At 72.3% G+C, this 12,788-nt stretch carries 11 protein-coding genes; 8 read left to right on the top strand and 3 right to left on the bottom strand.

Going from position 1 to position 12,788, the window contains the following annotated elements:
* Nucleotides 1–119 precede the first annotated feature (119 nt).
* The 3 genes from ABZX75_RS08505 to ABZX75_RS08495 are packed head-to-tail and all read right to left on the bottom strand — an operon-like array spanning nucleotide 120 to nucleotide 2,574.
* The gene (locus ABZX75_RS08505) at nucleotides 120–860 is read right to left on the bottom strand and encodes an ABC transporter ATP-binding protein (RefSeq protein WP_355409199.1); all 741 of its coding nucleotides are present in this window, start codon (nucleotides 858–860) and stop codon (nucleotides 120–122) included.
* Nucleotides 857–2,068: a peptidoglycan-binding protein gene (locus ABZX75_RS08500; protein ID WP_355409197.1), complete on the bottom strand. Its 1,212-nt coding sequence runs from the start codon at nucleotides 2,066–2,068 to the stop codon at nucleotides 857–859. The genes ABZX75_RS08505 and ABZX75_RS08500 overlap by 4 nt, the downstream gene beginning before the upstream one ends.
* Nucleotides 2,047–2,574: a hypothetical protein gene (locus ABZX75_RS08495; protein WP_355409195.1), complete on the bottom strand. Its 528-nt coding sequence runs from the start codon at nucleotides 2,572–2,574 to the stop codon at nucleotides 2,047–2,049. The genes ABZX75_RS08500 and ABZX75_RS08495 overlap by 22 nt, the downstream gene beginning before the upstream one ends.
* A gap of 90 nt (nucleotides 2,575–2,664) precedes the next feature.
* On the opposite strand from ABZX75_RS08495, the gene ABZX75_RS08490 reads away from it, so the two are divergent.
* The 8 genes from ABZX75_RS08490 (at nucleotide 2,665) to ABZX75_RS08455 (ending at nucleotide 12,535) form a co-directional block, all read left to right on the top strand.
* Nucleotides 2,665–3,336 (top strand): response regulator transcription factor, encoded by a 672-nt coding sequence (locus ABZX75_RS08490; protein WP_355409593.1) that lies wholly within the window; start codon nucleotides 2,665–2,667, stop codon nucleotides 3,334–3,336.
* On the top strand, nucleotides 3,333–4,790 hold the full coding sequence (locus ABZX75_RS08485) for an ATP-binding protein (protein ID WP_355409193.1): 1,458 nt from the start codon (nucleotides 3,333–3,335) through the stop codon (nucleotides 4,788–4,790). Before ABZX75_RS08490 ends, ABZX75_RS08485 begins: the two co-directional genes overlap by 4 nt.
* A gap of 26 nt (nucleotides 4,791–4,816) precedes the next feature.
* On the top strand, nucleotides 4,817–5,656 hold the full coding sequence (locus ABZX75_RS08480) for a hypothetical protein (protein WP_355409191.1): 840 nt from the start codon (nucleotides 4,817–4,819) through the stop codon (nucleotides 5,654–5,656).
* Nucleotides 5,657–6,133: 477 nt separating this feature from the next.
* Nucleotides 6,134–7,081 carry a TIGR03619 family F420-dependent LLM class oxidoreductase gene (locus ABZX75_RS08475; protein WP_355409189.1) on the top strand — a complete coding sequence of 316 codons (948 nt, stop codon included), beginning with the start codon at nucleotides 6,134–6,136 and terminating at the stop codon, nucleotides 7,079–7,081.
* Between the two features lie 9 nt (nucleotides 7,082–7,090).
* The gene (locus ABZX75_RS08470) at nucleotides 7,091–7,876 is read left to right on the top strand and encodes a glucose 1-dehydrogenase (protein WP_355409187.1); all 786 of its coding nucleotides are present in this window, start codon (nucleotides 7,091–7,093) and stop codon (nucleotides 7,874–7,876) included.
* A gap of 134 nt (nucleotides 7,877–8,010) precedes the next feature.
* Nucleotides 8,011–9,132, top strand: coding sequence for an LLM class flavin-dependent oxidoreductase (locus ABZX75_RS08465; RefSeq protein ID WP_355409592.1), 1,122 nt, complete (start codon nucleotides 8,011–8,013; stop codon nucleotides 9,130–9,132).
* Nucleotides 9,133–9,314: 182 nt separating this feature from the next.
* Nucleotides 9,315–11,054: a D-aminoacylase gene (locus tag ABZX75_RS08460; protein ID WP_355409185.1), complete on the top strand. Its 1,740-nt coding sequence runs from the start codon at nucleotides 9,315–9,317 to the stop codon at nucleotides 11,052–11,054.
* On the top strand, nucleotides 11,051–12,535 hold the full coding sequence (locus ABZX75_RS08455) for an aldehyde dehydrogenase family protein (RefSeq protein ID WP_355409183.1): 1,485 nt from the start codon (nucleotides 11,051–11,053) through the stop codon (nucleotides 12,533–12,535). Before ABZX75_RS08460 ends, ABZX75_RS08455 begins: the two co-directional genes overlap by 4 nt.
* The last annotated feature ends 253 nt before the right edge of the window (nucleotides 12,536–12,788 follow it).

Genomic DNA, 12,788 nt, shown 5'->3' with positions numbered 1-12,788 from the left:
CGATCCGACGTGCAGGACGTCCCGGGGGGACAGCCTCGGTGGGCGCAGCTTGGCCGCCGGCGTGTGCGTACGCGTACGCGTACGGCCACCCGTACGCGCACCTCGGTCCGTACGGCCCCTCACGCCGCCCCCGCCCCGGCCGCGTTCCGCACGTCCGCCACGATCTCCCCGTCCCGGATCCGCACGTGTCGTGGCAGGCTCGAAGCGATCTCGTTGTCGTGGGTGATCACGGCGATGGTGGCCCCGTCCCGGTTCAGCTCGTGCAGCAGCTCCATCACCGATTCCCCGGACGCCGTGTCGAGCGCGCCGGTCGGTTCGTCCGCCAGCAGCAGGTCCGGTGCGCCCGCCACCGCCCGGGCGATCGCCACGCGCTGCTTCTGTCCGCCGGACAGCTCGTGCGGCCGGTGTTCCATCCGGTCGCCGAGGCCGACCCGCTCCAGCGCCTGCGCCGCCCGGCGGCCGCGCTCGGCCCTGGAGAGGCCGGAGTACAGCAGTCCTTCGGCGACGTTCGCGCGGGCGCTGAGGCCCGGCACGAGGTGGAAGGACTGGAAGACGAAGCCGACGTGGCGCGAGCGCAGGGCCGACAGCGAACGGTCGGACAAGGCCGCGATGTCGTACCCGGCGATGGCGACCCGGCCGGCCGTCGGCCGGTCGAGCGTGCCGACGATGTGCAGCAGGGTGGACTTGCCGGAGCCGGACGGGCCGACGATGGCGAGCAGTTCGCCATTCATGACGGTCAGGTCGACGCCGCGCAGGGCCGCGACGCCGCCCGGGTACTCCTTGGTGACCCCGGCCAGTTCGACGACCGGGTGCCTGTCCACACCCGTGTCCACAACCGCGTCCGTGTGTGTTGTCGTCATAGCTTCGGGATCCCTACCTGCATGCCCTCCTTGAGGGACGGGCCGGTCACCTCGACCCGGCCGTTGCCGAACATGCCCAGCTCGACCTTGACCTCGCGCACCCTGCCGTCCTCGACGACCTGGACGCCGAAGCCGCCGCCGGAGAGTGCGAGGAGCGCGTTGACGGGTACGGAGAGTACGCTCTTGCGGGTCTCGCCGGTCAGGGCGACGGACACCGGGGACTGGTCCGGGGCCTTGATCCCGGCTGGGTCGTCGAAGACCACGACCACCTCGACCTTGGCCTTCTTGTCGCCACCCCCGCCGCCTCCGCCGCCGCCTCCGGACCCGTTCATGTCGTCCGGCCCGGCCGCGCCGCCGACCGACTCGATCGTCCCGGTGGCGCCGGCGCCGCCCGGCAGCCGTACGGTGACCCGCTCCCCGGCCGGTGCGGCGCCCGCCTTCGCCGCATCCAGCTGGAAGCGCACGATCCGATCGGTGCCGGTCAGCGTCAGCACCGGCTTGCCCGGCGCGGGCTCGTCGCCCACCGCCGCGTCGTTCTTCCGTATCCGCTGCGGCCCGGAGGCGAAGGCGATGTCCTCCTTGGCGACCTCGCCCGTCTCCGCCGCCTTGTGGGCCTTCTGCCAGCGCTTGACCGCCGTCGCCGTACCCGCCGTGAAGGTGGGGTCATCCGGGTCCAGACCGGTCCCGTACCCCAGCGCCTTGAGGTTCCGCTTGAGCTGCTTGACGTCCTCGCCCTTGTCCCCCGCCTTCAGCGGCCGGTACATGGGCGTGGCGCCGTACATCAGCCGCACCGGCTTGCCGTTGACCTCGTACAGTCGCCCGTCCCGCTCCACCGCCGTGCCCTCGCCCGCGATCCAGGTGAGCACGCCCGGCCCGGCCGCGTTCAGCTTGCGCTCCTGCGCGTAGCCGAGGGTGCCGTCGACCTGGAGGCCCGAGCTGAGATCGCCGCGCTGGACCGGAGCCGTGGCGGGCGGCAGGCCGTCGCCGCGCTGTTCCCGCTCGCTCTCCTGCCGGGGCTGGGCGATGACCGCGTAGCCGCCGCCGGAGGCCGCGAGCACGACGGCCAGGGAGACCAGCAGCCACTTGCCGCGCTTCCCGCGCTTGGCCCGGCTCCCGCCCGCCCCGCGCGCCCCGCCCCGGCCGTCCGCATCGTCCTTGGCGTCCTTGCCGTCCTCGTCGTCCTTCTTCACGACCGGGCCGTTTCGCACTTCTTCTGGGCTTCCTCGAAGGCCTTCTCCTGGCCCTTGGGGATCTCGATGCCCGACATGCTGCTGCCGCTGTACTGCGGGTCCTTGAGGTCCACGCCGTTCTCGCGCATGCACCGGGTCCACGCGAGCTGCTTGTCCTTCTCCTCCTGCGTGGGCTCCTTGCCGGAGCCGGGGCCGCTCATCCCGCACGCCTTCATGGCCTCCTGCATCTTCTGCGGGTCCACGCCCGCGCCCACGGTCATGCCGCGGGGGTCCTGGCCGGGCTCGGGGTCGGGCATGTCTATGCCCTGCTCGCGCAGGCACTGGCGCATCTTGAGGGCGTTGTCCGCATCGGCGCCGCCGCCACTGCCCGCCGAGCCGTTCCCGGAGCTCCCGGAGCTCCCGGAGCTCCCGGAACTTGCGGAGTCGTCCTCCTTCCCTTCGGACGTCCCGTTCGCGCATCCGGTGACGGCGAGGGCCAGCCCGGTGACGGCTGCGGCCGTGGTCATGATCAGGGATCGCTTCATGGGCCCGAGCCTGCGGCAGAGGGGGATTTCGCTTCCCTCTCGCACGGTGCTTACAACGCCGAAATGCCGTTCTCGGGTAAAGAGGACGGCATGCGCGTACTGGTGGTGGAGGACGAGGAATTCCTCCGGGAGATGATCGCCGAAGGGCTGCGCCGCGACGCGCTGGCCGTCGACGAGGCGGCCGACGGCCTGGAGGCCCTGCGGCGCCTGCGCCTGGGCGCGTACGACGTCCTCGTCCTCGACCGCGATCTGCCCGGACTGCACGGAGACGAGGTCTGCCGCCAGGTGGTGCGCGAGCGGCTGCTGACCCGCGTGCTGATGCTGACCGCGTCCGGGACCGTACGGGACCGCGTCGAGGGCCTCGGCCTCGGCGCCGACGACTACCTCACCAAGCCCTTCGCCTACGACGAGCTCCTCGCCCGCGTCCTGGCCCTGGGCCGGCGCGCCCGCCCGGCCCTGCCGCCCGTACTGGAACGCGCCGGGACCGCCGTCGACACCGCCCGCCGCACCGCGAGCCGCGATGGCCGCCGGCTCGCGCTGTCCCCCAAGGAGTTCGCCGTACTGGAGACCCTGCTGCGCGCCGAGGGGGCGGTGGTCAGCAACGACGACCTGATCGAGGAGGTGTGGGAGGAGGACACCAGCTACTCCACCAACGCCGTCCGGGTCACGCTCAGCAAGCTCCGCGCCAAGCTGGGCGAGCCGCCGCTGATCGAGACGGTGCCGGGCGCGGGCTACCGGATCGCGCAGGCGAGCGCCCGGTGAAGCGCTTCCTGCGGACCGAGCGAGGCCGCCTCACCGTCCTGTACGGGTCGCTGCTGCTCCTCGCGGGCGGCGGTCTCGTGGCGCTGGTCTACGTCCTGGTCGGCCAGGGCCTGTACGCGAGTGTCAGCGGGGTCGTCACCACGGTGAGTCCCGCGTTCCGCATGGGCGAGGAGGCGGAACCGGGCCGCGGCCCCGAGCCGGCCCGGACCCTGCCTCCGGGCGAGGGGCCGACCGCCGAGCAGCTGAAGCAGTACGCCTACACCCGCGACCTCTCGGACGCCGTCACCGAGGCCACCCAGCACCGGTTGCTGACCTTCTCGCTCATCGCCCTGGCCGTCTTCGCCGTGCTGTCGATCTGGCTGGCCTGGTGGATGGCCGGCCGGGTGCTGCGGCCCGTCGGCGTGATCACCGAGACCGCGCGCCGCCTGTCGGGCGAGAACCTGGACGAGCGGATCGCCCTCGACGCGCCGCCCGGCGAGCTCAAGCAGCTCGCCGACACCTTCGACGCGATGCTGGGGCGGATGGAGGACCTGGTCTGCGCCCAACGGCGGTTCGCGGCGAACGCGGCGCACGAGCTGCGCACCCCGCTGGCCGTGCAGCGGGCGGCGGCCGAGATCGGGCTGGCGGGAGATCCGTCGCCGGAGCGGGTCGCCCGGATCCGGCACAAGCTCATCGACGTCGCGGACACCAGCGAGCACCTCATCGAGTCGCTGCTGCTGCTCGCGGTGTCGCAGGAGGGGCTGCGGTCGGCCGAGCCGGTGGACCTGGCCGAGCTGGCCGGGCTCGCCGCGACGGACACCACGGCCGAGGCGGCGGCGGCCGGGACGGCGGAGACCGTGCCCGAGACGGCGGCGGAGACCGCGCCCGGGACGGCGGCCGGGACGGCGGAGACCGCGCCCGAGACGGCGGCGGCCGAGACCGTGGCGGAGCCCAAGCCCAAGCCCAAGCCCAAGCCCGAGACCGCGCCCGAGACCCGGCCCGAGACCCCGCCCGAGGCCGGGGTGGCCGACACCGCAGCCCCCGCCGCCGGCCCCCACCGGGGGCTGACGGTCGTACGGACCCTCGCGCCGCTGACCGTGACGGGAGACCGCGCCCTGCTGGGCCACCTGGTCCGGAACCTGCTGAGCAATGCCGTACGTCACAACCGTGCGGGCGGCCGCCTCACCGTGGCGACCTCCGCCGACGGCGGGCTGACGGTGTCCAATACCGGCCCGGTGATCGATCCGGCGGAGGTGCCGGGGCTCCTGGAGCCCTTCCGGCGGAGCGTCGAGCGGCAGCACACCGCGGGCGAGGGCGCCGGGCTCGGGCTGTCGATCGTCGCCTCGGTCGCGCGGGCGCACGGCGCGGAGCTGGCGGCGCAGGCCAATCCGGCCCCGGAGGGCGGCCTGACGGTCCGGGTCAGGTTTCCCGTGCCACCCGCCGGGCCGCGCGCGGCGGATGCTCAACGTCTCTGAAGATTGCCTGCTGTACGGTCGATTCAATGAGCAAGCACGCCCGGGCCCGCTCCCGCACGCCCCGTAAGACCGGCACGCCCCGCGCGTCCCGCCGCGTGGCCTTCGCCGCCACCCTCGGCCTGCTGACCTTCGGGGCGGGCTGGGTGTACGCGCTCCAGGACGCGGGCAGGGCCGCCGGCAGCGCGGCCCAGGCGGGCGCGGACAGCCGGCCGCCCGCCACGGGCGGCGTCGCCGACCGGGCCGCGCGCGACGCCCGGCGCGACGCCCGGCGCGACGTCATGCAGGGCCTGACCGGCATCAGTGAGCAGACCCGGGCCAAGATCCCGGTCGACTCCCGCCAGCTCGTCCTCGTCACCGGCAAGGCCAAGGACTCCTCGGAGTCCACGGCCACCCTCTACACCCGACCCGCGCCCGGCGCCGACTGGGTCAAGATCGAGAGCTGGCCGGCCCGCAACGGTGCCAAGGGCTGGTCCACGGAGCGCACGTACGGGGATCTGACCTCGCCCCAGGGCGTCTTCGCGCTCACCGACGCGGGCGGCCTGCTGCCCCCGCCGCCCGGCACGCGCCTCCCGTACGACAAGGACGGTGCCTTCGTCGCCACGGGCCGAGGCGTCAACGGCGAGTCCCTGCTGGGCTCCTTCGACTATGTCGTCGCCATCGACTTCAACCGCAGGCCCGGCCGCTCACCGCTGGACCCGGCCAAGCCGGAGGGTGAGCGCAAGGGCGGCAACATCTGGCTCCACGTCGACCACGACGGCCCCTCACAGGGCTGCGTCGGCATCCCGAAGGAGGCCATGCGCAAGGTTCTGGCGACCCTCGACCCGGCGGCGAAGCCGGTGATCGTGATGGGCCCCGAAGGCATGTGACGGCCGCCGCCGTCAGACCCGGGCGCCCGTACGCCCGGCCGCCCGGCCGCGGCCGGAACACCTCGCTCGCCCGCCGCACCGCTCGGCGCCAGGACGCCCGCGCCGGAGACCGCGTAGGCGGACCGCGCCCGGTTCCCCGCGGGGCCGACGCCCGCACGTCCGTGCTGCCGCACCCCTTGCCTGACGGACCGTCAGCTACGACGATGGCCCGGCACCGCTAGGTCCTGTCGTCAAAGTAGCGCCGGTAAGGCCCGCGTCGTCTGGCGCCGTGCATCGCAAGGCGGAGGAGCGCCCGAGTACTGGACGTACTTGGGCGCTCCGACAGCTCGGCCGCCAAGGTCCTCGAAGAGGAGCCGAGACGCAGTGAGCGCAGCGAACGCAGTACGGCGAGGTGCGGTGCCAGACGGCGCGGGCCAGGCGGGACTTTGACGACAGGGCCTAGGACGAATCGGCAGACGAAGGCGAGGCGGGCCCGGCATGGCGCGCGTGTTTCCGGAAGGTCGGCTGGTCTACGGGATGCAGCTCCCGATCCAGTCGCAGAGCACCCTCTACGCCGAGCCCTGGGAGGCGTCGGCCACCGCCTCCGATCTGGCCGAGGTCGCGCGGGCCGCCGACCGGGCCGGCTTCGGGTACGTGGCCACCTGTGACCACGTGGCCGTCCCGCGGCGGCTCGCCGGGCCCATGAGCACCGTCTGGTACGACCCGGTGGCCACCCTCGCCTTCCTGGCCGGCATCACCGAGCGGGTGCGGCTGCTGAGCCACGTCGCGATCGTCGGCCTGCGCCACCCGCTGGTCAGTGCCAAGCAGTACGCCACCCTCGACCACCTCTGCGGCGGCCGGCTGATCCTCGGCGTCGGCGCCGGGCACGTCCAGGAGGAGTTCGAGATCCTCGGCGTGGACTTCGCGCGCCGCGGGGCGGTGCTGGACGAGACCCTGGACGCCCTGCGGGCCGCGCTCGGGCCCGAGGAGTATCCGGAGTACGAGGGCGAGCTGTTCTCCTTCAAGGATCTCGGCCAGCTGCCCCGGCCCGCGCAGGAGCGGATCCCCGTCTGGGTCGGCGGGTCCTCGCCCGCCGCTCTGCGCCGGGCCGCCGTCCGCGGGGACGGCTGGCTGCCGCAGGGCGACCCGCGCCACGAGCTGCCGGCGCGGATCGCCCGTATCAAGGAGCTGCGCACGCGGGCCGGGGTCACCGGCCCCATGGAGTTCGGTGCGATCGCCGAGGCGCTGTACGTCGGCGAGCCCGGCTGGGACACCGGCCGGCGGACCCTCACGGGTAAGGCGGAGGTGCTCGCCGCGTCCCTGCGGGAGTACAAGGGGCTCGGCGTGGACCAGATCCAGGTGCGCTTCCGCAGCCGCGACCGGGCCGAACTCGTCGACCAGATCACCGCTTTCGGGGCCGAGGTGGCCCCGCTCCTCAACGATTAGGGGACCGGCATGGGCAAGCTGGACGGACGCGTCGTCATCATCACGGGCGCGGCACGCGGCCAGGGCGAGCAGGAGGCCCGCCTCTTCGCCGCCGAGGGCGCCAAGGTGCTGCTCGGCGACGTACTGGACGAGCAGGGCGCGGCGGTCGCCAAGGAGATCGGCGAGGACCGGGCCCGGTACGTACGGATGGACGTGAGCCGCGAGGAGGACTGGGCGGCTGCGATAGCGGCCGCGAAGGAGGCCTTCGGCCGGGTCGACGGGCTGGTCAACAATGCGGGGATCCTGCGCTTCAACGAACTGACCGCGACCCCGCTGGAGGAGTTCCAGCAGGTGGTCCAGGTCAACCAGGTCGGCGCCTTCCTCGGCATCAAGTCGGTCGCCCCCGAGATCGAGGCGGCGGGCGGCGGCACGATCGTCAACACCTCCTCGTACACCGGCCTGACGGGCATGGCGTACGTCGGCTCGTACGCGGCGACCAAGTCGGCCATCGTCGGCCTGACCCGGGTCGCCGCCCTGGAGCTGGCCGCGAAGGGGATCCGCGTCAACGCGATGTGCCCGGGCGCGGTGGACACCCCCATGGCCAATCCGGGGCTGTTGGACCCGGCCGCGATGACGGACGAGGCAAGGGACGCGATGGCGGAGCTCTACAAGCGCGTGGTGCCGATGGGGCGGGTGGGGCGGCCGGAGGAGATCGCCAGGCTGGCGCTCTTCCTGACCGGCGAGGACTCCTCCTACATCACCGGCCAGCCGTTCGTCATCGACGGCGGCTGGATGGCGGGGGTCAGCGTCCTCTGAGGTGAGCTGGAGAGTGAAACCTGATGTGGCGTCAGATAGGAGAGGCCCCGGGTCTTGACGCTCGCGCCTTCGCGATGGAACAGTCGTCCCATCTGATCTGACGGTTCGTCAGAAACCAAAGGACGGTGAACCCCTTGGAATTCGGGCTCTTCGTGCAGGGATACGTGCCTGAGGCGCGGTCCAAGGTCGACCCCGAGGCGGAGCACAAGGCGCTGATCGAGGAGACCGAGTACGTCATCCAGGCCGACAAGTCCGGCTTCAAGTACGCCTGGGCCTCCGAGCACCACTTCCTGGAGGAGTACTCGCACCTGTCGGCGAACGAGGTCTTCCTCGGGTACCTAGCCCACGCCACCGAACGCATCCACCTCGGCTCGGGCATCTTCAACCCGCTCGCCCCGGTGAACCACCCGGTCAAGGTGGCCGAGAAGGTCACCATGCTCGACCACCTCTCCAAGGGCCGCTTCGAATTCGGCACCGGCCGCGGCGCGGGCAGCCACGAGATCCTCGGCTTCTTTCCGGGCATCACGGACATGAACCACACCAAGGAGATCTGGGAAGAGACCATCGCGGAGTTCCCCAAGATGTTCCTCCAGGCGGAGTACGAAGGGTTCTCCGGCAAGCACTGGTCGCTCCCGCCGCGGAAGATCTTCCCCAAGCCGTACGGGAAGGCGCACCCGGCCATGTGGTACGCCGCGGGCTCGCCGTCCTCGTACGCGATGGCCGCGAAGAAGGGCCTCGGGGTCCTCGGCTTCAGCGTGCAGAAGGTCTCGGACATGTCATGGGTCCTGGAGCAGTACAAGACCGCCATCCAGGAGGCGAAGGCCATCGGCGCCTTCGTCAACGACAACGTCATGGTCACCTCGACCGCGATCTGTGCGGAAACCCACGACAAGGCCGTCGAGATCGCCGTCAACGGCGGGCTGAACCGGCTCCAGTCCCTGGTCTTCCGCTACCACGACACCTTCCCGCGTCCCGAGGGCATCCCGGAGTGGCCGGAGCTGCTCCCGGAGTACAGCGCGGAGATCATCGAGCTGCTGATCGCCGAGGAGCTGATGATCTGCGGCGACCCCTCGGAGGTCCTCCGGCAGTGCAAGCGGTGGGAGGCGGCGGGGGCGGACCAGCTGTCCTTCGGCCTGCCGATCGGGGTCTCGTACGAGGACACGCTGAACAGCATCCGGCTCATCGGGGAACACGTGATCCCGGAGATCGACACGGACCCGGTGCACCGCACGACGCGCTTCCGCGAAGCCGCCTGACCGTCGCGCCCGGCGGGAACGGGGCCGAGCCGGGCCGGGCGGGGCCCGCCCCCGACCCGCCGGAGCGACCGCTCGACACAGTCGTACAGGACCCGCCCGCCCGGCCCGGTCATCGCCCGGCCAGGGCAACGGCCAGGACCGGTCAAGGCCCGGCCAGGGCAATGGCCCAGGAGGGGAAACCCATGCTCGACCACCTCATTCGCGGAGCGACCGTCGTGGACGGCACGGGCGCCCCCGCGTTCACCGCGGACATCGGCATCCGGGACGGCCGCATCGCCGTCATCGCCGCGCCCGGCACCGTCACCGACCCGGCCCGCACCAGCGAGGACGCCACCGGCCTCGTCCTGACGCCCGGTTTCATCGACCCGCACACGCACTACGACGCCCAGCTCTTCTGGGACCCGTACGCCACCCCCTCCATGAACCACGGCGTCACCACCGTCGCCGGCGGCAACTGCGGCTTCACCCTGGCGCCCCTGAACCCCGCCCGCCCCGAGGACGCCGATTACACGCGCCGCATGATGAGCAAGGTCGAGGGCATGGCCCTCAAGGCCCTGGAGGAGGGCGTCGACTGGACCTGGTCCACCTTCGGCGAGTACCTCGACGCCCTGGAGGGGCGGATCGCCGTCAACGCCGGTTTCATGGTCGGCCACTGCGCGCTGCGCCGGTACGTGATGGGCGAGGCGGCCGTCGGCGGGCAGCCGACCCCCGAGCAGATGGAGGAGATGCTCGCCCTCTTCCACGACGCCATGAACGCGGGCGCCTGGGGCCTGTCCACCACCCAGTCCTCCACCCACTCCGACGGCGCCGGATCCCCCGTGGCCTCCCGGCACGCCGAGCCGGCCGAGCTGCTGGTCCTGGCGAAAGCCGTCGCCGCACACGAGGGCACCCAGCTGGAAGCGATCGTCGCGGGCTGCCTCGACCAGTTCTCGGACGAGGAGATCGACCTCTTCGTGGAGATGAGCGCCGCCGCGGGACGCCCGCTCAACTGGAACGTCCTCACCATCGACGCCTCCGTCCCGGAGCGGGTGCCGCGCCAGCTCGTACCCAGCGAGCGGGCCCGTGCGGCGGGCGGCCGGATCGTGGCGCTGACGATGCCGATCCTGACCCCCATGAACATGTCCCTCGGCACCTTCTGCGCGCTCAACCTCATTCCTGGCTGGGGCGAGATCCTCGCCCTGCCCGTCCCCGAGCGGATCGAGAAGCTGCGCGACGCGGACGTGCGGACGCGGATGCTGCGCCGGGCCGACAGCAAGGAGGCCGGTGTCTTCCGCCGCCTCGCCGACTTCGGGCGCTACGTCATCGGTGACACGTACAGCAAGGAGAACGAGGGCCTCTGCGGCCGCGTCGTGAACGACATCGCGGCCGAGCGTGGCCAGGATCCCTTCCACTGCCTGGTGGAGATCTGCGCCCACGACGACCTGCGTACGGTGCTCTGGCCGATGCCCACCGACAACGACCCGGCGAGCTGGGCCCTGCGCCGGGAGACCTGGCAGCACGAGGACGTCATGCTGGGCGGCTCCGACGCCGGCGCGCACCTGGACCGGATGTGCGGCGCCCCGTACACGACCCGCTTCCTCGGCGACTGCCTGCGCGGCCGCAAGCTGGTGCCGCTGGAGCAGGCCGTACGGATGCTCACCGACGACCCGGCCCAGTTGTTCGGGCTGCGCGAGCGCGGCCGGATCGCCGAGGGCTTCCACGCGGACCTGGTCCTCTTCGACCCGGCGCGGATCGAGGCCGGCCCCGCGACGCTCGTCCACGACCTGCCGGGGAACAGCCCGCGACTGGACGCGCGGGCCGTCGGCATCGTCTCGGTACGGGTCAACGGCGTGGAGACCGTCCGCGACGACGAGGTGACGGGTGCGATCCCGGGCATCGTGCTCCGGTCGGGCCGGGACACGAGGACGGTGAGTACCAGGTGAGCCTTCGGGACGAGCCGCAGAAGCTCTACATCGGCGGGGAGTGGGTCGAGCCCGACGGCGGCCACTACGAGGTGGTCGACCCGGCGGACGAGTCGGTGGCCGGCCTGGCGCCCGAGGCCTCGCGGGGCCAGGTGGGAGAGGCGGCGCGCGCCGCGGCCGAGGCCTTCGAGGCCTGGTCCCGCACGCCGCCCGAGGCGCGGGCGGCGATCCTCGACCGGGCCGCGGACATCATCCAGCGGGAGTCCGAGCCGTGGTCGGCCCTGGCCCGGGCGGAGACCGGGGCGCCGACCGGGATCGCCCGCGGCATGCAGGTCGGGGTCGGGGTCGCCCGCTTCCGGCGGTACGCCAAGGGCGCCCTGGAGCCGGTGGAGCGGGGCTTGCCGCCGCAGGTCACCGAGGCGGGGCCGATGGGCAGGGCGAGCGTGCTGGGCGCGCTGGAGGTGCGCCAGCCGGTCGGCGTGGTCACCTGCGTCACCTCGTACAACAATCCGTGGGCCAACGCGGCGGGCAAGGTGGCCCCGGCGCTGGCCATGGGCAACACGGTGGTGGTCAAGCCGGCCCCGCAGGACCCGCTGTCGGTGTTCAAGATGGCCGAGGCGCTCCACGAGGCGGGCGTCCCGGCCGGGGTGGTGAACGTGGTCTCGGGCACCTCGGTGGAGGTGGGCGAGGCCGCCGTCGACTCCCCGTACGTGGACATGGTGTCCTTCACCGGCTCCACGGGCGTCGGCCGGCGCATCGCGGAGGTCTGCGGCCGGACGATGAAGCGGCAGCTGATGGAGCTGGGCGGCAAGGGCGCGGCGCTCGTCTTCGACGACCTGGACGACGCGGGTCTGGACGCGGCGGTGAGGGGCATCGGGACCACCTTCTCCTTCTACTCCGGCCAGATCTGCACGGCACCGACCCGGGTGATCGCACAGCGGGCGGTCTACGACCGGCTGGTCGAGAAGCTGACCGGCTACCTGGCGTACATGAAGGTGGGCCACCCGGCGGCGGCGGGCACGGTGGTCGGCCCGGTGATCTCGGGGGCGCACCGGGACCGCGTGGAGTCGTACGTGGAGCTGGGGAGGAAGGAGGGTGCGCGGATCGCGTACGGCGGCGCGCGCCCGGTGGTGGGGGAGGGCCGCGGTTTCTACGTGGCTCCCACCCTCCTGGTGGACTGTACGAACGACATGCGCGTGGTCCGCGAGGAGATCTTCGGGCCGGTCGTCGTGGTCGTCCCCTTCGACGGCGGCGAGGACGAGGCGGTGGCGCTGGCCAACGACAGCGATTACGGCCTGCTGAGCTACGTGTGGTCCGGCGACGCGGCGCGCGGCTTCCGGGTGGCGCGGCGGCTGCGGGCGGGCGGGGTCGGCGTGAACACCGTCGGGCGCAACATGGAGGCCCCGTTCGGCGGCTTCAAGCAGTCCGGGGTGGGGCGCGACGTGGGTTCGTACGCCCTGCACGCCTACAGCGAGACGCAGTCGATCGTGTGGGCGGGCTGAGCGGCGGCCGCCCTCACGCCGGGTTACCAGGGGTCACCCGAAAGTCGTAAGGGAAACTTTAGAAAGGCCCAAAACGGACATGGCTACGGTTTCCGTACACCGGAAACCGCTGTCCAGGCCCTACTGAACCGAGGCCGGATCACCGGATGAACCTTGAATTACATGCTCATGAAGTCTCTGGATCTCGAAATTCAAAGGCGTCGGAGCACCTCCCGTTCCGGAGGTAAGACCTCCAGATGTGGAAAACGCAGGG

It is taken from the genome of Streptomyces sp. NPDC003038 (genome assembly GCF_040611115.1).
GTDB lineage: Bacteria > Actinomycetota > Actinomycetes > Streptomycetales > Streptomycetaceae > Streptomyces.
This window is presented reverse-complemented; position numbering and strand designations above follow the sequence as displayed.